The 17,450-nt window shown below is 61.9% G+C and carries 20 protein-coding genes; 5 read left to right on the forward strand and 15 right to left on the reverse strand.

What is annotated here, in order from left to right:
• Nucleotides 1-17 precede the first annotated feature (17 nt).
• Complete coding sequence (locus AC0L17_RS02905; protein WP_128179871.1) at nucleotides 18-299, forward strand: AbrB/MazE/SpoVT family DNA-binding domain-containing protein; 282 nt, start codon at nucleotides 18-20, stop codon at nucleotides 297-299.
• Between the two features lie 125 nt (nucleotides 300-424).
• Here AC0L17_RS02905 and AC0L17_RS02910 read toward each other — a convergent pair whose 3' ends face one another.
• From AC0L17_RS02910 to AC0L17_RS02925, 4 genes are all read right to left on the reverse strand, one after another.
• Entirely contained in the window at nucleotides 425-931 is a 507-nt protein-coding gene (locus tag AC0L17_RS02910) for an RES family NAD+ phosphorylase (RefSeq protein WP_473514693.1), read from the reverse strand.
• Nucleotides 924-1,295 carry an antitoxin Xre/MbcA/ParS toxin-binding domain-containing protein gene (locus AC0L17_RS02915; protein WP_473514694.1) on the reverse strand — a complete coding sequence of 124 codons (372 nt, stop codon included), beginning with the start codon at nucleotides 1,293-1,295 and terminating at the stop codon, nucleotides 924-926. Before AC0L17_RS02915 ends, AC0L17_RS02910 begins: the two co-directional genes overlap by 8 nt.
• An 85-nt stretch (nucleotides 1,296-1,380) precedes the next feature.
• Nucleotides 1,381-2,622: a class I SAM-dependent RNA methyltransferase gene (locus AC0L17_RS02920; RefSeq protein ID WP_473514695.1), complete on the reverse strand. Its 1,242-nt coding sequence runs from the start codon at nucleotides 2,620-2,622 to the stop codon at nucleotides 1,381-1,383.
• Nucleotides 2,619-3,413, reverse strand: coding sequence for a TlyA family RNA methyltransferase (locus AC0L17_RS02925; protein WP_473514696.1), 795 nt, complete (start codon nucleotides 3,411-3,413; stop codon nucleotides 2,619-2,621). The genes AC0L17_RS02920 and AC0L17_RS02925 overlap by 4 nt, the downstream gene beginning before the upstream one ends.
• Before the next feature lie 173 nt (nucleotides 3,414-3,586).
• On the opposite strand from AC0L17_RS02925, the gene AC0L17_RS02930 reads away from it, so the two are divergent.
• Complete coding sequence (locus AC0L17_RS02930; RefSeq protein WP_473514697.1) at nucleotides 3,587-3,988, forward strand: GFA family protein; 402 nt, start codon at nucleotides 3,587-3,589, stop codon at nucleotides 3,986-3,988.
• Nucleotides 3,989-4,103: 115 nt separating this feature from the next.
• Here the strand turns inward: AC0L17_RS02930 and AC0L17_RS02935 are convergent, their stop codons facing one another.
• The 9 genes from AC0L17_RS02935 to AC0L17_RS02975 all read right to left on the reverse strand — a co-directional run bounded on the left by AC0L17_RS02935 (nucleotide 4,104) and on the right by AC0L17_RS02975 (nucleotide 10,883).
• Nucleotides 4,104-4,328, reverse strand: coding sequence for a GrpB family protein (locus AC0L17_RS02935; RefSeq protein ID WP_473514698.1), 225 nt, complete (start codon nucleotides 4,326-4,328; stop codon nucleotides 4,104-4,106).
• 5 nt (nucleotides 4,329-4,333) lie between these two features.
• The gene (locus AC0L17_RS02940; RefSeq protein ID WP_473514699.1) at nucleotides 4,334-4,615 is read right to left on the reverse strand and encodes a GrpB family protein; all 282 of its coding nucleotides are present in this window, start codon (nucleotides 4,613-4,615) and stop codon (nucleotides 4,334-4,336) included.
• A gap of 40 nt (nucleotides 4,616-4,655) precedes the next feature.
• The gene (locus AC0L17_RS02945) at nucleotides 4,656-5,144 is read right to left on the reverse strand and encodes an NUDIX domain-containing protein (protein ID WP_473514700.1); all 489 of its coding nucleotides are present in this window, start codon (nucleotides 5,142-5,144) and stop codon (nucleotides 4,656-4,658) included.
• Between the two features lie 242 nt (nucleotides 5,145-5,386).
• On the reverse strand, nucleotides 5,387-7,327 hold the full coding sequence (gene dxs / locus AC0L17_RS02950) for a 1-deoxy-D-xylulose-5-phosphate synthase (protein ID WP_473514701.1): 1,941 nt from the start codon (nucleotides 7,325-7,327) through the stop codon (nucleotides 5,387-5,389).
• Between the two features lie 209 nt (nucleotides 7,328-7,536).
• Nucleotides 7,537-8,457 carry a pirin family protein gene (locus AC0L17_RS02955; protein WP_473514702.1) on the reverse strand — a complete coding sequence of 307 codons (921 nt, stop codon included), beginning with the start codon at nucleotides 8,455-8,457 and terminating at the stop codon, nucleotides 7,537-7,539.
• Between the two features lie 10 nt (nucleotides 8,458-8,467).
• Nucleotides 8,468-8,734: a DUF2277 domain-containing protein gene (locus AC0L17_RS02960; RefSeq protein ID WP_023799339.1), complete on the reverse strand. Its 267-nt coding sequence runs from the start codon at nucleotides 8,732-8,734 to the stop codon at nucleotides 8,468-8,470.
• A 110-nt stretch (nucleotides 8,735-8,844) separates the two neighbouring features.
• Complete coding sequence (locus AC0L17_RS02965; RefSeq protein WP_023799340.1) at nucleotides 8,845-9,096, reverse strand: exodeoxyribonuclease VII small subunit; 252 nt, start codon at nucleotides 9,094-9,096, stop codon at nucleotides 8,845-8,847.
• A gap of 3 nt (nucleotides 9,097-9,099) precedes the next feature.
• Nucleotides 9,100-10,026 (reverse strand): histone deacetylase family protein, encoded by a 927-nt coding sequence (locus tag AC0L17_RS02970; protein ID WP_473514824.1) that lies wholly within the window; start codon nucleotides 10,024-10,026, stop codon nucleotides 9,100-9,102.
• Between the two features lie 212 nt (nucleotides 10,027-10,238).
• On the reverse strand, nucleotides 10,239-10,883 hold the full coding sequence (locus AC0L17_RS02975) for a TetR/AcrR family transcriptional regulator (RefSeq protein WP_473514703.1): 645 nt from the start codon (nucleotides 10,881-10,883) through the stop codon (nucleotides 10,239-10,241).
• Between the two features lie 119 nt (nucleotides 10,884-11,002).
• Here AC0L17_RS02975 and AC0L17_RS02980 point away from each other — a divergent pair, with 119 nt between their 5' ends.
• Complete coding sequence (locus AC0L17_RS02980) at nucleotides 11,003-12,226, forward strand: MFS transporter (RefSeq protein WP_473514704.1); 1,224 nt, start codon at nucleotides 11,003-11,005, stop codon at nucleotides 12,224-12,226.
• 147 nt (nucleotides 12,227-12,373) lie between these two features.
• Here the strand turns inward: AC0L17_RS02980 and ribB are convergent, their stop codons facing one another.
• A complete protein-coding gene (ribB, locus tag AC0L17_RS02985) occupies nucleotides 12,374-13,474 on the reverse strand; it encodes a 3,4-dihydroxy-2-butanone-4-phosphate synthase (protein WP_473514705.1) in 1,101 nt (366 codons plus the stop codon).
• A 103-nt stretch (nucleotides 13,475-13,577) separates the two neighbouring features.
• Complete coding sequence (gene aroC / locus AC0L17_RS02990; protein WP_473514706.1) at nucleotides 13,578-14,693, reverse strand: chorismate synthase; 1,116 nt, start codon at nucleotides 14,691-14,693, stop codon at nucleotides 13,578-13,580.
• A gap of 289 nt (nucleotides 14,694-14,982) precedes the next feature.
• Between aroC and AC0L17_RS02995 the strand changes: the two genes are divergently transcribed.
• Both AC0L17_RS02995 and AC0L17_RS03000 read left to right on the forward strand, forming a co-directional pair.
• Complete coding sequence (locus AC0L17_RS02995) at nucleotides 14,983-15,246, forward strand: DUF1344 domain-containing protein (protein ID WP_031254973.1); 264 nt, start codon at nucleotides 14,983-14,985, stop codon at nucleotides 15,244-15,246.
• Nucleotides 15,247-15,724: 478 nt separating this feature from the next.
• The gene (locus AC0L17_RS03000) at nucleotides 15,725-17,326 is read left to right on the forward strand and encodes a sensor histidine kinase (RefSeq protein ID WP_473514707.1); all 1,602 of its coding nucleotides are present in this window, start codon (nucleotides 15,725-15,727) and stop codon (nucleotides 17,324-17,326) included.
• The last annotated feature ends 124 nt before the right edge of the window (nucleotides 17,327-17,450 follow it).

The following is a 17,450-nucleotide window of genomic DNA, read 5'->3' on the forward strand; positions in this document are numbered from 1 at the left end:
TCAGAGGATGCGCCGCGATGGCCAACCCGGAAAGACTCGTAACCACTGTCTCGACCAAGGGGCAGGTCACCCTGCCCAGCGCGATCCGCAAGCGGAGGGAATGGGACGCCGGCACACGTCTTCTGGTCGAAGATACTCCGGAGGGCGTGCTACTGAAGCCTGCGCCAGTCTTCGCCGAGACACGGCCAGAAGACGTGTTTGGATCCCTGCCCCATAGAGACAGGCCGAAGACGTTGGAAGAAATGGACGCGGGTGTGCTGGCCGAAGCGCGGCGGCGCGGCCGGCTCGAACTGCCCTAAAGCGCGTCGCGTTTGACCGGCCTCATGCGACGCGCTTTAGGTTGTTGTTTATGCATGTCGTTATCGCAAAAACCGCTGCACACCCTCGGGTCCAGGCCCAAGGGCATGCTTTTGCGCGACATGCATTAAAGCCATGAAGCCGCCGTTTTCGGCAAGCGATGGTCGGGATCGATGACCTTCAGACGGGGTGTGTTGCTCTCGTTCCATCGCCATAGCGCGACGCATGTGCCGCCGGGCGACATGAAGGAGGGGTAGATCACGCCATGTTGCCCGTCGGCAATCAGGCGATCTCTCAGCGTGTGCGTCTCAGGCACCAGGCCTTGATCCATGACATCGCGCCATTCACATCGGTGAATGTCCGCCGTCACGCCGTGCCTGGTCAACTCATCAGCGTCCGTAAGGTCGGCCAGTCGCGCGCCTGAAAGTGCGAGTTGCGCAATCAGCGCGGGATGCTGGACAAAGCCCTGATTGTACTCCGCCCAGGCAGTGGACAATTCGCCCGCGGCATAGATCGTCGGGGCGCCCACTGGATTCCAGCGACCGCCAAAGCGGGCTGCTCCTTCGCCGGAAAGCGGCAGATGCGCCCAACGCGGCACGAAGGCGCGCCATAGGCTCAGTCTGCTTTCAGGCATAGATGCCGGAGCGGACTGCCTCCAGATAGGCAAGCACCTTGTCCGTCTTGCCCTCTCGAACGAGATCGTAGGCGGTCTTTCCCGCCCAGCCGGGGATCGGCTGATGCTTGAACCAGATCGCCGCACGCTGTTCATCGCCGGCCATCTCGCCTGCCATCGCAAGGATACGGACAATCGGACTCAAGGCGGCGTCGACCTTGCGCGCGCCGGTCTTGGCGGCAAGCGTGTTGCGCGCGACGCCGATCAGGCCCGCCAGTTCGGTCAGATTGACGCCCAGCAGTTCAGCCACCCGTCTTGCCGAAAGAAATGGCGTCCGCTCGTCGCCAAAGCGCGATGCTCTGATATCGAGAGCTGCGGCAATCATAACAGGTTCCTAGCACATTTTGAACAGAACACGTTCAAAGTATGCTCATTTTACGCGAAATTCAAGCTCAACAAGTGCGGACTCGCTACCGCCTTCGCTTCGGCTTCTCCAGAAGCGCGACGGCCTCGACATGCGGCGACCACAGGAACTGGTCGATCGGCGTCACGCTTTTCAGGGCGTAGCCGCCATCGACGAGGATGCGCAAGTCGCGCGCCAGCGTAACCGGATTGCAGGAAACCGCGGCGACCAGCGGCACGTCGGAACGGGCAATCTGCTTCGACTGGTCTTCGGCGCCGGCGCGGGGCGGATCGAAGACGACGCCGTCGAAGGCATTCAGTTCCTTGAACGTGAGCGGCCGCCGGAACAGGTCGCGGCGTTCGCTGGTCACCCGCTTCAGACCGCTGGCGAAACGGAATGCCCGGTCGAGCGCCGAAAGCGCTGCCGCATCCCCCTCCACCGCATGGACCTCCGACCTGGCGGCGAGGCGCAGCGCGAAGCTGCCGCAGCCGGCGAAGAGGTCGGCTACCTTTTTGGTGCGCGCGAGGTGCCGGCCGACGATGTCGGCCATCGCCTGCTCGGCGGCCTCGGTCGCCTGCAGGAAGGCGCCCGGCGGCACCGCGACGGCGACGCTGCCGAACGTGACAACCGGCTTTTTGGGCTCGATAATGATCTCGCCATCGATCGAAAGCCTTGCCAGCCCCTGAGCGATGACGAAATTGGAGGCGACGCGGCGCTGGTTCTCGCCGAGCTTGCCGGACTCGTGAACCGCGACATCGAGGCCGGAACCGGTTACCGTGACCGTCATGCGGAACGATTTCGTCGTGGCGCAAACCAGTTCGGCAAGTGCTCTCAGACGGTCGAGCATTGCGACGATCTCGGGCACCGAGATCGGGCATTCCTCAATGGAAATGATTTCGGACGACAGCGCCCGAACGAAGCCGAGCAGCATGCCGGTCTCGCTCCGCCGGGCGGTGAACACGACGCGCCGACGCGTCTGCGGCGCGCACGGCACCAGCGCGTCAATGTCGCAACTGATGCCCTTGCTGTTGAGCGCATGCGCAACCTTGTCACGCTTCCACCGATGATAGGCTTCGGCCTCGAGATGCTGGATGGCGCAGCCGCCGCATTCGGTGAAATGCCGACAGGCAGGGTCGATGCGAAGCGGCGAAGCCTCCAGCACCGACATCAGCGTGGCACGGTCCCTTTCGCGCGCGGCGGTGACGGTTTCACCGGGCAGCGTGAACGGAATGAAGAGCTCGCCGGTTTCGGTCTCGGCGACGCCGTCGCCCTGGGAGCCCAGCCGTGTGATCGTGAAGCGCGCGTTCATCGGCCTCCGATCCCCCTGTTCTCGATACCGGCGTCCTTGATCCCGGCGAGCAGGAACTCGCGGTTGCCGTCGCCGCCTTCGATCGGCGACAGATGCAGTCCGAGCGAGCGCCAGCCGGGGACGCCGTCCAACCAATCCTGCAGCAGGCCGGCAACCCGCGCGGCATCGTATGGGTCTTTCAGCAAGCCGCCCTTGCCGATCGCCTCGCGGCCCGCCTCGAATTGCGGCTTGACCAGAAATATTGCTTTGGCGCCGCTCCTGGCAATGGCGAGCGCCGGCGGCAGCGCCAGTTTCAACGAGATGAAGCTGACGTCGGAGACGATAAAATCCGGAATCCGATCGGCAAGATCGGCGGTCGAAAGATCACGGGCGTTCAATCCCTCGATAACAGTCACACGCGGATCGCCGGCGATATCCGGATGTATCTGGCCATGCCCAACATCGATCGCCGTGACATGCGCCGCGCCACGTCCGAGCAGCACTTGAGTGAAGCCTCCGGTCGAGGCGCCGACGTCGAGCGCTTCGCTGCCGGCTGGATCGAGGTCGAAATAGTCGAGCCCGGCGATCAGCTTCAGCGCAGCACGGGACACATAGCCCTGCGCCGGATCATCGACTTCTATGAAGCAATCAGCCCGGACGGTCTGGCCGGGCTTGCGGGCGATGACGCCGTCAACCATCACGGTGCCGCGCTCGACCGCGTCGCGGGCGCGAGAGCGGCTGGGAAACAGGCCGCGCGCGACGAGGAGTTCGTCGAGCCGCTGGCGTGTGCTGGCTGGCAAACGGGAGTTCATCGGCCTTCATGGCGAAAGCTTGTCACGAAGGCAAGGATATTGGGGAAGACAACGAACATCTTGCCAAAGCGGCGAGCGCATCAGGCCGCGCCACAAACTGTTGAATATCGCACTGGGTCCGGCACAATGTTGGGAACAATGCTCGTGTTGCTGCCAGAAGGTGAGGAGGACGAATGCTGACCGGAACCTGCCATTGTGGCGCGGCCCACTGGACTTTGGAGGGCGATCCCGGCTCGATCACAGCCTGCAACTGCACGCTTTGCCGCCGCTATGGCGCGCTGTGGGCTTACGACTATGTTGACGAACGCATCCGTCTTGCCGGACCGACAAGTGCTTACACGCGCTCCGGAAAGGATGCCCCGTCGCTCGAGATTCTGTTCTGTCCGACATGCGCCTGTGTGCTGGCCTGGCGTGGTTTGCGCGCCAGTGCCGCCGGTCGCACTCGGATCGCCGTCAATGTGAGGCTTGCGCCGCCTGACACCGTCGCCGACTTGCCAATCGACCATTTCGATGGTTTCCACACATTCGAGGACCTGCCTGGCGATGGTCGCTGCGTGCGCGATATGTGGTTCTAGTGGACTCAGTACCGGTGCGGAAGAGCGGAAGATCACCCCTTGGCGGTGGTTCGTTCGCGACCGGCCGAATTCACGCCCATAACCCATTGCGGCCATCCGACCCTGCCCGAGCCGGTCATTGTTTGTCCTTAGGTTCTGGGCCAACCACCGCGTCAATGAATGGAGCTTTGAGCGCCAGATACTCCTTGATTCCGTGTTCGTTCTCGGCCTCAAGCTGCAGTTTCAAATCCTCATATCGCTTGCGGAGGTTCGCATCCGCCCTGAGAAGATCGCGAAATCGGAGCATTCTGGAAATCTGCCAATGCCCGGACGGACAGACGTGAACCTTGTGCGTCCGCACCCCATTTACGTCACGCCATAAAAATGGTGGTCCGGTGAAAGGTCCTTTCCCCGAACGTATCCAATGGATTTCATGAAGTTGGCCACACGCGTCTCGTCCCGGTGCTCTCTCACTTCGACCAGCAAATCAATTTCCGGTTTTGCCGCCAGGCCGGGAACTGCCGTGCTTCCGACGTGATGTATTTGGACAAGCTCCGATCCAAACGCCTCTTCGATTCGGCATTTTTCGGAAAGGAACATGTCGGGCCATTTGGCATCATAGGCTGAAATCTGACTGGTAAGCGCCATTTAGGTCTCCCACGATGAACAGCCACAGTGAGAACCGGTTCTAATCCGGCACCTGGACGAGGTGCCTCTCTGTCAGATAGCTGCCGCTTATGACAGCATCCCGCACGACGAATGGACGCAAGTCGGCGCGACCTAACTCTGAAAGAGGCAACCAAAGTTGCCTCAGATGAGGTTCCCGACTCACGATATCCTGACGATCCAGCGTAACGAGGAAATAGTGCTCCGCCTGCTGAATAACGGTGCCTTTGTAATGAAAGTGGTTCTCGACGCAGAAGAGATATCGAGCATTGAGCACTCTGGCGTTTGTCTCTTCTTCAAACTCTTTCTTTAGGCGAGTCTCAAAGGTGTCGCCGAGTTCGTATTCGCCGCCGATGAAGGCCAAGCATGAAGATGGATCGTCCGCAGGCTGCTGGACCAGCACCGCGCCGTCGCCGCTCATAACGATCCCTGCGATCCTGATCCTCGGTATCTGTCGGGATGCTATCGCTCGGAAGAACTGATCTTGATTCAGAGCCATAATCTCCGGCATCGGTCAGCCGCAGGATAACGAAAGTCTTCGGCATCGCAATGACCGCAATGTCCGCTGGCTGCTCATTTCCAGTCGGCACTCGAACACGCGAAACTACCCATTTCTGCCCTTCACACCATCAGGCTGCTTTTAGAAGATTGGGTCGCGAGACAGAGGCACCGTAGGCGAATGCCAAATGACAACGCAAACAGTCAGTTACGACCGCCGGTCGGCAAACTGGTGCAAGCCGTTGAGATTTTGATTCAGGCGCTTTGCGCGCTGGCGGTGTGTCCCAGTGCGACGAAGACGGTGCGCACGATGCCGGCGGCATCTAGCCCGGCGTCGGCATACATCTTTTCGGGCTTGGCGTGATCGACGAAGCTGTCGGGCAACACAAGCGGGCGTACCTTCAGGCCGTTTTCCAGCAGCCCTTCATGGGCCAGGAATTGCAGCACGTGGCTGGCGAAGCCGCCGACCGCGCCCTCTTCCACTGTCACCAACACTTCGTGCGAACGGGCCAGGCGCCGGATCAGGTCCTCGTCGAGCGGCTTGGCGAAACGAGCATCGGCGACCGTGGTGGAAAGCCCTGCCGCGCCGAGTTCCTCGGCCGCAGCCAGGCAATCCTGCAGCCGCGTGCCGAAGGAAAGCAGCGCAACCTTGGTGCCCTCCCTGACGATACGGCCCTTGCCGATTTCGAGAACCGAGCCACGCTCCGGCAGGTCGACGCCGACGCCGTTGCCGCGCGGGTAGCGGAAGGCGATGGGGCCGTCATCGTAGCTTGCCGCCGTGCGCACCATGTGTCGCAGTTCCGCCTCATCTGCCGCGGCCATGACGACGAAACCGGGCAGCGTCGCCAAAAAAGTCGTGTCGAAGGCGCCGCAATGGGTCGCCCCGTCGGCCCCGACAAAGCCGGCGCGATCGATCGGGAAGCGCACCGGCAGTTTCTGGATCGCCACGTCGTGGACGACCTGGTCGTAGGCACGCTGCAGGAAGGTCGAATAGATCGCCGCGAAAGGCTTGAAGCCTTCGGTGGCAAGGCCGGCGGCAAAAGTCACCGCATGTTGCTCGGCGATACCGACATCAAAAGTCCTCGCCGGGAACGCCTCGCCGAAGAGGTCGAGGCCGGTGCCGTTCGGCATGGCGGCGGTGATGGCGACGATGCGATCATCTTCGCGGCCTTCCTGGACCAGGCTGTCGGCAAAGACTTTCGTGTAGCTCGGCGCGTTGGCCGGCGCCTTGGCCTGCGCGCCGGTGATGACGTCGAATTTGTTGACGCCATGATATTTGTCGGCGGCCGCCTCGGCCGGTCCATAGCCCTTGCCCTTCTGGGTCACGACGTGGATCAGCACCGGACCGTCGGCATTGTCGCGGACGTTCTTCAGCACCGGGATCAGGTGCTCGAGATTGTGACCGTCGATCGGGCCGATGTGATAAAAACCCATTTCCTCGAACAGCGTGCCGCCGGTGACGTAGCCGCGTGCATGCTCGACCGCCCGCTTGATGGCGCGATCGGCGCGCTCGCCGAGATAGGAGGTCAGCTTCTTGCCGAAATCGCGCAAGCCCAGATAGGCCTTGCCCGACGCCAGACGGGCCAGGTAGGCGCTCATCGCGCCGGTCGGCGGAGCGATCGACATGTCGTTGTCGTTGAGGATGACGATCAGTCGGGCATCGAGCGCGCCGGCATTGTTCATCGCCTCATAGGCCATGCCGGCCGACATGGCGCCGTCGCCGATAACGGCAATGACATTGTTGCGGCCCCCGGAGAGATCGCGTGCCATTGCCATGCCGAGGCCGGCGGAAATCGAGGTCGAGGAGTGGGCGGCGCCGAACGGATCATATTCGCTCTCGGCGCGCTGGGTAAAACCGGACAGGCCGCCCTCTTGCCGCAGCGTGCGGATACGGTCGCGGCGGCCGGTCAGGATCTTGTGCGGATAGGCCTGGTGACCGACATCCCAGATCAGCCGGTCGTCTGGCGTGTTGAAGACATAGTGCAATGCCACCGTCAGTTCGACCACGCCAAGCCCGGCACCGAGATGTCCGCCGGTATGCGACACGGCATCGATCAACTCGGTGCGAAGCTCCGATGCCAATTGCGGCAGATGACGTTCGTCAAGCGTCCTGAGGTCGGCCGGGATGCGGACCTTGTCGAGAAGTGGCGTATGGAGCTTTGCGTTCACTGGTGCTGGGGCCTGCTTTTTATTCATCTGCGAAATAGGCTGCTGGCCGGCGAATGTAAATGCGTGCGAGTGACGCGGCATAGCTTCAAACTGTTAGGGTTTCGTTTACGCGTCAAAAAGGACGCGCGGCGCTCTAAAGCGCGTCGCGTTCGACCGACCTCACGCGACGCGCTTTAGGTTGTTGTTTTATGCATGTCGTTAACGCAAAACCGCTGCACACTTTTGCGCGACATGCATTAATTGTCCGGCAGTGGAATGAACTCTTCTTCATCCCCCGGAACGATATTGAAACGGCCTGTCTTCCATTCTTCTTTCGCCTGTTCGATGCGTTCCTTCGACGATGACACGAAATTCCACCAGATGTAGCGCTTGGAGCCGAGCGAGGCGCCGCCGAACAGCATGAAATGCGCTCCACCCTCCGACGACACGACGATCTCGTCGCCGGGCCGGAACACCAGCAGCCGCTCTGCCGGGAAGCGGTCACCGGAGATCGAAACCTCGCCTTCCAACGTATAGATGGCGCGCTCCTCGGCATCGGCTGGGATTTTCACGCTGGCGCCGGGCGCCAGGCTGAGGTCTGCATAGAGCGTGTCCGAAGCGGTCACGACCGGTGACCGCAACCCGGAAAACGCGCCAATGACAACGCGTCCGCTGACGCCTTCAGCATCGATCTCGGGCAGACGCATGGCCGCGGTATTCTCGAAGATCGGGTCGACCTCCTCCTTATCGTCCGGCAGCGCCAGCCATGTCTGCAGGCCGGAAACCGACATCGGCGCACCGCGCAGCTCCTGCGGCGTACGCTCGGAATGAACGATGCCGCGACCGGCGGTCATCAAATTCACGTCGCCGGGCTGAATGACCATTTCGGTGCCGAGCGAATCGCGATGCCTGATCTTGCCGTCGAACAGGTAAGTGACCGTCGACAGACCGATATGGGGATGCGGGCGGACATCGAGCGCCTGGCCGGCCCGCAAAATCGCCGGTCCCATGCGATCGAAGAAGATGAACGGACCGACCAGCCGACGCCTGGCGGTCGGCAAGGCACGGCGAACCTGAAAGCCGCCAATGTCCTTGGCGTTCGGAATAACCATCAGTTCGATCTGGTCGCTGGCGAAGGCGTCACCGGGCAGAGGGTCGTTTCCGGGAAAGAAGCTCATGCGGTCTTCCTCAGGCGAAGCGGAGTGCAGACCTGGCTTTCGCCTTGGCCGCCACCTCGTCGCGATTGCGCGGATGCTGTGTCGTCTCGAGGCTGTCCAGCAATTCGCGCGCAGACGCGGCTATGGCCTCGACGGCGTGGTCGAACGCATGCTGGTTCTGTTTCGACGGCCGTGTCGTTCCGCTCAGCTTGCGGACAAACTGAAGTGCGGCATCGCGGACCTCGTCATCGGTTGCCGGCGGATCGAAATTGAACAGGGTCTTGATGTTTCTGCACATCGTTCGCAATCTCCTCTCGTCCTGGAGCCGTTTCAAGCGGGATGAGTATTATCCTCAATCATGATCATGTCGAAAAGCCGCACGGCGAAATTGTCGTTCGGGACCGTGCCTTACTCCGCATCCAGCGGCTCGGTCCCCACCGGCTTGCCGTCGCGCGAAAGCCTGATCTTCTCGACCTTGTCCTCGGCCGCCTTGAGCAGCCGGTCGCAATGGAGTTTTAGCGCCTCGCCGCGCTCATAGATGCGGATCGACTGGTCGAGCGGCACGTCGCCGCGCTCCAGATCATCGACGATTTTCTCCAGCGCGTCGAGCGCCTGCTCGAAGCTCATCGCCTTGACGTCTTCGTTGCTCTCACCAGCCATCGTCTATCCTTTCATCAGTCGCCCGACATGGGCGGCGACCGAAAATGCCAATCCCTGCAGATCGTAGCCGCCCTCGAGCAGGCTGACGAGCCGGTTGTCGCTGTGGCGACCAGCGCGCTGCATCAACTGGCCGGTTGCCCAGTCGAAATCGTCCTCGGTCAGGTTGATCTCGGCCAGCGGATCGCGGTGGTGCGCGTCGAAGCCGGCGGAAATGATGATGAGGTCGGGCGCGAAATTGTCGAGCGCCGGCAAGATCCGCGACAGGAAAGCGTCGCGGAAAACCTCGCTGCCGGTCTGCGGCGCCAGCGGCGCATTGACGATGTTGCCGGCGCCGGTTTCGCTCACCGCCCCGGTCCCCGGGTAAAGCGGCATCTGGTGCGTCGAGCAATAGAGCACCGACGGATCGTCCCAGAAAATATCCTGCGTGCCATTGCCGTGGTGGACGTCCCAGTCGACGATGGCAACACGCTCGGCCTGGTGCTGCCTTTGCGCGTAGCGCGCCGCGATCGCCGCGGTGTTGAACAGGCAGAAGCCCATGGACGTGGTCTTTTCGGCGTGGTGGCCGGGCGGCCGGGCGGCGACAAAGACATTGGCCACGTCGCCCCGAAAGACATCGTCGACGGCGGCGTTGGCAGCGCCGATCGCCGTCACGGCCGCCTGCCAGCTTTTCGGACTGGCGGTGGTGTCGGCGTCAACACGAGCGATACCGATGTCCGGTATCATAGCGCGGACCCGTTCGACGAATTCCTGCGGGTGTGCGTAGAGGATGGTGGCCTCGTCGCCTTCCGGCGCCTCGGCACGATCGAGGGCCGCAAAGGCCTCGTCGTCGAGCACGCGCTCGATGGCGCGCAGGCGGTCCGGCCGCTCCGGATGACCGGGCGGCGTTATATGCTCGAGGAAGATCGGGTGGGTATAAAGCCTTGTGACCATGCCCCCGATATAGGCGCGCCCGGCGGCTTTGACCATGTTTTGCAACCGCCAAAGGCAGACGTTCAACAGGGTTTAGGCGTTGGTGCTGGTTGGGCCCGGCGCGAGCTGCCGACCGAGACCAGCGCCTTCTCCTTGAGCTGCCCGAATTTTGAGGCGCGCTTCGCCCGTCCCATTCGAGGTCGCGCCTTGCCTTTGGTGGTCTTGAGACAGGCTCAGGCCGGCGATTTGTCCACCTCAGCCGGTGCTTGTGGACGGCCAGTGCTGCGGCCTTGCCTGAGCAGTCCCTCCAAAAGCACGTTGAACGCCTTCACCGCCTTTTTCGACGTCGCTTCCGGATTTTCCGAATTTGCGATCCACTGCGCGGCATATAGCGAGGCGCCGCTGACCAGCCTTGCTGCGGCTTCGGGATCAACGGCAACGATGGTTCCCTCGTCCCTCAGCTTTTGAAGGTTCTCGCTCATCGAGCGGATGCATTCGTTCTGGCTCGGCCATTGCGAAGGATCGCCGAGCACCGCCGGTCCGTCGCGAAGGACAATACGCTGGATCTCCGGCTCCAGCGCCATCTCGATATAGGCGGTGCATTCGTCGACAAAGCCCTGCCAGAGAGTGTCCGCCCTGACTGAGACGATCTTCAACCGGGCCAACATCTCCGCGTCGATCTCGGCGATGACCGCCTGGAGAAGGCCCTTCTTGTCGCCGAAGTGATGATAAAGCGCGCCGCGCGTCAGCCCGGCCGATGCGGTGAAGTCGTCCATCGAGGCCTCGGCATAGCCGACAGTGCCAAAGGCATGGCGCGCCGCCGCGACCAGTTTGGCGCGGGTCTCGGCGATCATCTCCCTGCGTGGTTTGTGCCCCATTCGCCCATTCCTTCACATACGTCTCGTATATAAATTGACATACGCGTCGTATGTCATTATCTGATTTGCATACGCCACGTATATAAGTGGATCGGCCTCAAAAATCCAGGAGTGTTCCCATGCCCAATCCCTATCGCGAAATATTCAAGGCAAGGGGAGCCAAGGGCTTCGCTGCAGCCGGCTTCGTCGCCCGGATGCCGATGGCCATGGCTCCGATCGGAATCGTCGCGATGCTGTCGCAGACGCATGGCGAGTACTGGCTGGCCGGCGCCGTCTCCGCGACATATGCGCTGGCCAATGCTTTTGTCGCGCCGCAGATATCGCGACTGGTGGACCGCCTCGGCCAGGCGCGGATTGTGGCGCCCACCACCGTTGTTTCCGTGCTCGCTTTCGTGGTGCTGATTACGGCGGCCAATCTGGACTTGCCGATATGGACACTGTTCGTGTCAGCGCTGCTGGCCGCCGCAATGCCCAGCATCCCAGCGATGGTGCGCGCGCGCTGGACAGAGCTCTTCCGGGATCGCCCCGAGATGAACACGGCGTTCGCCTTCGAATCGGCGGCGGACGAACTGGTCTACATCGCCGGGGCTTCGCTGTCGGTTGGCCTGAGCGTCGCGCTTTTCCCGGAAGCGGGAATGCTGGCGAGCACATTGTTCCTCGCCTTCGGCTCGACAGCCCTCATCCTGCAGCGCTCGACCGAGCCGCGCGTGCGACCGGTCGACCAGGGTTCGCGCGGATCGGCAATCCGCCTGCGGCCGGTCCAAATCATCACCTTCGCCCTGATCTTCATCGGCGCGACCTTCGCAACCACGGAGGTGAGCACCGTGGCGATCACCAATGAGCTCGGCCAGCCGGGCGCCGCCAGCCTCGTCATCGGCGTCTATGCCCTCGGATCGTTCGTCGTCGGCATCGTCCTCGGCGCTCTGAACCTGAAAACACCGCTGCAAATTCAGCTTGCAATCGCGATCGCCATCATCGCGCTCACCACTCTGCCGGTGCTTGTCGCAGACACGGTGCCGCTTCTGGCGCTGGCTGTCTTCGTTAGCGGTGTGGCGATCTCGCCGACCTTCATCACGGCATTCGGCCTGATCGAGCGGCGCGTGCCGGAGGCGATGCTGACCGAGGGCGTGACCTGGGTCATGACCGGCATTGGCATCGGCATGGCGCTCGGCTCCTTTGCCGCCGGATGGGTGGTGGACGCCTTCGGTGCACAGAGCGGCTTCCTGGTGTCGGTGGCGGCGGGCACAATCGCGCTGGTCACCGTGTTGCTCGGAATGCGCAGCCTTGCCACGGGCGATAGTGACATCTCCACGCGCGAAACAGCCGCGGTTCCTGCCGAATAGTCTCCATGCGTCCGGTCCCAAGCGGGACCGGACGCACCCGGCGATCCGCTAAACCAGCCCTAAAGCGCGTCATGCGACGCGCTTTAGGTTCTTGTTTTTATGCATGTCGTTGTCCCAAAACCGCTGCGCACTTTTGGGCGACATGCATTAGAGAATCTCGGTATTGGCGATGTGGATGCCAAAACCTTCGAGGCCGACATAGTGGCGTTCGCGCGAGGCAATCAGGTTGATCGAGGAAATGCCCAGATCCTTCAGGATTTGCGCGCCGAGGCCGATCTCGCGCCATTCGCTTTCGCGGCGGCGCGCCTCTTCATGGTCCTCGCGGTCGCCGGCGGCCGGCCGGTTGCGCTCCTGATGGGCGACGCCGACGGAACCTTCGCGCAGATAGACGATGACGCCGCGCCGACGCTCGCCCATCGATTTCATGATGCCGTCCAGCCTGTGGCCGGTGCCAAAGACGTCAGTCACAACATCCTCGGAATGCAGTCGCACCGGCACCTGCTCGCCGTCGCGGATGTCGCCGAAGACGATCGCCACATGGTGCATCGAGTCCCAGGGCAGCGTGTAGGTGAAGACCTGCGCCTTGCCGCCGGGCGTGTCGATCTCCGAACAGGCGACACGCTCGACCAGCGTTTCCTTGCGCTGGCGATAGGCGATGAGGTCGGCGACCGAAATCTGCTTCAAACCGTTCTTTTCGGCGAAGGCCTGCACCTGCGGGCCGCGCATCACGGTGCCGTCATCATTGACCAGCTCGGAAATGACACCGACCGGCGGCAGGCCGGCAAGCTTGCACAAATCGACCGCAGCCTCTGTATGGCCCGAACGCATCAGCACACCGCCTTCGCGCGCAATCAGCGGAAAGATGTGGCCGGGGCGGACGAAATCGGAGGCGCCGACATTGCCGTTGGCAAGGTTGCGCACGGTCAATGTGCGGTCGTCGGCCGAAATGCCCGTCGTGGTGCCGTGCTTGAAATCGACGCTGACGGTGAAGGCGGTGGTGTGGGCCGAGTCGTTGTCGGCGACCATCGGCGACAGGTTGAGGCGCTTGGCCTCCTCGCGCGGCATCGGCGTGCAGACGATACCAGAGGTATTGCGGACGATGAACGCCATCTTTTCCGGCGTGCAATGGACGGCGGCGACGATCAGGTCGCCCTCGTTCTCGCGCCCGTCATCGTCCATGACGACGACAATCTCGCCGCGTTCGAAGGCGCGCAGGGCTTCGACGATCTTCTTCTGGTCGTAAGGCATAAGGTGCTCGCTTCGCTCGCAGGGAATAGGGAGTAGGCAGTAGGCAGTAGGGAAAAGAAAAAATTGGCTGTGTCGGTGAGTAGCGTAACATACTGCCTACTGCCTACTGCCTACTGCCTATTCCCTTCCCCGTCTGTCCCCGATGACGCAAATAGTGATCGGCGATCGCGCAGGCAACCATCGCCTCGCCGATCGGCACGGCGCGGATGCCGACGCACGGATCGTGGCGGCCCTTGGTCATGATCTCGACGTCGTTGCCGTCCTTGTCGATCGACTTTCGCGGGGTCAGGATCGACGAGGTCGGCTTGACAGCGAAGCGCGCGACGATCGCCTGGCCGGTCGAGATGCCGCCGAGGATGCCGCCGGCATTGTTGGACAGGAAGACCGGCTTGCCGTCATTGCCGATACGCATCTCGTCGGCATTTTCTTCGCCGGTGATGCGGGCGGCCTCGAAGCCGTTGCCGATCTCGACACCCTTGACGGCATTGATCGACATCAAGCCCGAGGCAATGTCCTGGTCGAGCTTGGCGTAGATCGGTGCGCCCAGGCCTGCCGGAACGCCGTCGGCGACGATCTCGATTACTGCGCCGACCGAGGAACCCGCCTTGCGGATGCCGTCAAGATACGCGGTGAAGACGGCGACCGATGCCGGATCGGGCGTGAAGAATGGATTTTCGGCGTCGCCAACGAAATTCCAGTTCCAGTTGGCGCGGTCGATCGATTTTTCGCCCATCGACACCAGCGCGCCGCGCACGGTCATGCCGGGCACGACCTTGCGGGCCAAGGCTCCGGCCGCCACCCGCGCCGCCGTCTCGCGGGCCGAAGAACGGCCGCCGCCGCGATAGTCGCGCAGGCCGTATTTGGTGTCGTAGGTATAATCGGCATGGCCCGGCCGGTATTGACGGGCGATCTCGCCATAGTCCTTGGAGCGCTGGTCGACGTTCTCGATCAGCATCGACACCGGCGTGCCGGTGGTGATCATGGTCTCGCCGTCGTCATCCAGGATGAAGCCGGACAGGATCTTGACCTCGTCGGGTTCGCGACGCTGCGTCACAAAACGCGATTGACCCGGGCGGCGCTTGTCGAGCTCGGCCTGGACCTCGGCGCGCGTGAAGCGGATGCCGGGCGGACAGCCGTCGACGACGCAGCCGAGCGCTGGGCCATGGCTTTCGCCCCAGGTGGTGACGCGGAAAAGATGGCCAAACGTATTGTGAGACATGAAAACCAGCCCTGCCGGCACCGCCGGCTTAGCGCATGACCCCGAAAATCGGAGCGATTTTCGGGAAGGATCATGCGCAAAATCAAAAGTGCCACAGCGTCGTTTCTGCGTCAGGACGCGCGGCGCCGTAGCTGCGTTCTATTGGCGTTTTCCGCAGCGGTCAAACTGTGATCTGGCGGATTTAGTTTTGACACATTCGGTTGGTTTCTGCTTCCCTCGACCCGTCTGTTGAACACCGTCTGTTGAACACCCGCCGCCACCGAGCCGGCGCAATGATAAGAGGACGATGATGCGTATCCCGATCGGCGCCGTTGCCGCCATGTTGCTGATTTCCACCGCCGCCTTCGCCGGCCAGACCGAAGGCCTGATCAAAGAGATCGACAAGGAGACGTTGACGCTGACACTCGACGACGGCAAATCCTACAAGCTGAATGCCGAAACCGATCTCGAAGCGCTGAAACCCGGCATGGACATCGTGATCGCCTACGACGAGACAAACGGCGAGAACATCATCACCGACATGCAATTGCCGGATAGCGATTCAACCGAATAGACCCATTCAGTCTGGGCGGTGCTGGCTATTCTCGCGAGCAACGCGACCAGTTTCGCGATGGGTCTCGGTTCCTGGCGATTTCGCAAGTGACTCGCAAGTCACCCGCGAAAGCTTCAACTCTGCTCCCGATCAAACCCGGCAAGCCAGTCTTGCCTCGGCTTGCGGCGTCCGGCTGAACTTAACCTCTCACGGAGTGAAGTCGCTAAATTCGGACGGCAGGACTGCATTCTCACCAATTTCTAACCTGAATCTCTCGTATCCTTAACAGCGGGTCCTCTATGGTTTCTCCGTGCTGAAACGGCGTCGCGGAAATGTTGCGCCGATCTGCGCGAGCCATCCTGCACGGTGGCCTTCTCTGCCGCGAAGGGGGTATTCTTGAATCCGATCGGTTTCGGGTTCTCAACGCCGATGGACACCGATGGGCATCAGGTCTCGCATTCTTGTATTTCAGCTCATTGTCGTGGGGGCAGTCGTGATTATGGCGGCTATCGTCTACATCACCATTCGCTCGACAACCTACTACACGCAGCGCGTGCAATGGGCCAACAACCAACTGGAAGCCGTCACCGCGCTTACGGTCAACGCCAACCGATATTCTGAGCAGATCGCCGAGTTCCTGTTAATTGGCGAACCGGAGCGTCCCGACTACGAGAGCGCCCGCGCCGAACTTGAGGCCGGATTCGAAAAGCTCGCGCAGTTGACCAGGGGAGAAGCCGAGTTTCTTCTGGGCAGCAGCGAACAGGAGAACGGCGGTGACGAGATCTTCCGCGTCACGCGGATGCGCACGCTCTACGGAGAAATCGCCAAAGCCACGTCGGACGCAATCAATCTTCGCAACCAGGGGCGCCAGGAAGACGCGGTCAGGATTTTTCGCCGGGACATCGAGAACCGTTTCGACGCCGAGTTCGAAAACATCCTGGAAGCCGCGCGGCGCGATGAAGAGGAAGAGGTCGTGCGAACCGAGCTGCAGGCAGAAGCACTGTGGCGACGCCTGACCTGGATCACGGCCGCGCTTGCGTTGGCTGCTGTGGTTCTCTGCTTCGTCGCTGCTTTCCTTCTCGCCCGATCATTGATGCGCCCGATCAGCCTGCTGACCGAAGGCACAGAGGCGATCAGTCGTGGTGATCTCGACCACCGGATCGCCTTCGATGGCCGCGACGAACTTGGTGCGCTCGCCAGGCGGTTCAACGAAATGGCCACGCATCAGCAAGACCAGCGCGACCGGCTGCTCAATGCCAAAGCAGAACTCGAGCAGCAAGTTGCCGCACGGACCGCCGAGCTTGCCGCGGCAAACCAGCGGCTGACGGAGCTCGACCGGTTGCGCGTCCAGTTCCTCGCCGACATCAGCCATGAACTGCGCACTCCACTGACGGCGCTTCGCGGTGAAGCGGAAATTCCGCTGCGCCATGGTTCAAAGCCAGAGGCAGTGTACCGCGATGCGCTCGAACGGATTGTCACTCAGAGCCTGGAGATGGGACGCCTCGTCGACGATCTCGTTTTTCTTTCTCGTTCGGAAACCGATACAATACGCTTCGAGCCCCGCCGAACGGACCTCGTTACCATCGTCGCCGATGCGGTCCACGAGGGCGAAATCCTGGGGCGCGCCAAGGGCATCTCGATCAAGGCGGCCTACAGCACCCGTCCGGTCTGGGTCACTGCCGACGCGCAGCGGCTCAAACAGGCTCTGGTGATAATTCTGGACAATGCCATAAAATACTCTCCGCGCGATCGCTCGGTGAACTTGAGCATGACCGTTATGGACGGGCATGCGGAGATTGCGATACGCGACAAGGGTTTGGGCATTCCAGCCGAGGAAATACCCAAGGTGTTCGAGCGATTTTACCGTGGCCGAAGCCCAAGGGCGTCGCGCCAACTTGGCAGTGGCCTCGGTCTGGCGATCGCGAAATGGCTCATCGAAAAGCATCGTGGCGAGATTGCGCTCACGAGCGAGGTCGGGTCTTTTACTGAGGTCGTGGTCCGGCTTCCACACGCTGACGCAACCGCGTCTGCGGATGCGAACGCAGGTGCCGCCGTGGTCGTTCTGAAAAAGCGGCTGCGTGCAAAAACCGGCTCGGAATAAACAACGACCTCCTTCGTTTCCTGGATTACGGTAGTTGAGGCGGGAGCTCGGCGGAATGACCGCGCCCACCGCGAGGCGGGGAATTCTCTGACTCCCCGCAATACCCGGGGAGAAGGTGGTGTAA

The organism is Mesorhizobium sp. WSM4829, assembly GCF_055811475.1.

Bases quoted from the DNA above. Each gene is read 5' to 3' on its own strand.
- AC0L17_RS02925 (WP_473514696.1), bottom strand. From the start codon at position 3,413: ATGAACTCCCGTTTGCCAGCCAGCACACGCCAGCGGCTCGACGAACTC.
- AC0L17_RS02960 (WP_023799339.1), bottom strand. From the start codon at position 8,734: ATGTGCAGAAACATCAAGACCCTGTTCAATTTCGATCCGCCGGCAACC.
- dxs (WP_473514701.1), bottom strand. From the start codon at position 7,327: ATGAATAAAAAGCAGGCCCCAGCACCAGTGAACGCAAAGCTCCATACG.
- aroC (WP_473514706.1), bottom strand. From the start codon at position 14,693: ATGTCTCACAATACGTTTGGCCATCTTTTCCGCGTCACCACCTGGGGC.
- AC0L17_RS02910 (WP_473514693.1), bottom strand. From the start codon at position 931: ATGCCTGAAAGCAGACTGAGCCTATGGCGCGCCTTCGTGCCGCGTTGG.
- AC0L17_RS03000 (WP_473514707.1), top strand. From the start codon at position 15,725: ATGGCGGCTATCGTCTACATCACCATTCGCTCGACAACCTACTACACG.
- AC0L17_RS02920 (WP_473514695.1), bottom strand. From the start codon at position 2,622: ATGAACGCGCGCTTCACGATCACACGGCTGGGCTCCCAGGGCGACGGC.
- AC0L17_RS02980 (WP_473514704.1), top strand. From the start codon at position 11,003: ATGCCCAATCCCTATCGCGAAATATTCAAGGCAAGGGGAGCCAAGGGC.
- AC0L17_RS02975 (WP_473514703.1), bottom strand. From the start codon at position 10,883: ATGGGGCACAAACCACGCAGGGAGATGATCGCCGAGACCCGCGCCAAA.
- AC0L17_RS02995 (WP_031254973.1), top strand. From the start codon at position 14,983: ATGCGTATCCCGATCGGCGCCGTTGCCGCCATGTTGCTGATTTCCACC.
- AC0L17_RS02915 (WP_473514694.1), bottom strand. From the start codon at position 1,295: ATGATTGCCGCAGCTCTCGATATCAGAGCATCGCGCTTTGGCGACGAG.
- AC0L17_RS02955 (WP_473514702.1), bottom strand. From the start codon at position 8,457: ATGAGCTTCTTTCCCGGAAACGACCCTCTGCCCGGTGACGCCTTCGCC.
- AC0L17_RS02945 (WP_473514700.1), bottom strand. From the start codon at position 5,144: ATGCCGGAGATTATGGCTCTGAATCAAGATCAGTTCTTCCGAGCGATA.
- ribB (WP_473514705.1), bottom strand. From the start codon at position 13,474: ATGCCTTACGACCAGAAGAAGATCGTCGAAGCCCTGCGCGCCTTCGAA.
- AC0L17_RS02940 (WP_473514699.1), bottom strand. From the start codon at position 4,615: ATGGCGCTTACCAGTCAGATTTCAGCCTATGATGCCAAATGGCCCGAC.
- AC0L17_RS02965 (WP_023799340.1), bottom strand. From the start codon at position 9,096: ATGGCTGGTGAGAGCAACGAAGACGTCAAGGCGATGAGCTTCGAGCAG.
- AC0L17_RS02970 (WP_473514824.1), bottom strand. From the start codon at position 10,026: ATGGTCACAAGGCTTTATACCCACCCGATCTTCCTCGAGCATATAACG.
- AC0L17_RS02930 (WP_473514697.1), top strand. From the start codon at position 3,587: ATGCTGACCGGAACCTGCCATTGTGGCGCGGCCCACTGGACTTTGGAG.
- AC0L17_RS02905 (WP_128179871.1), top strand. From the start codon at position 18: ATGGCCAACCCGGAAAGACTCGTAACCACTGTCTCGACCAAGGGGCAG.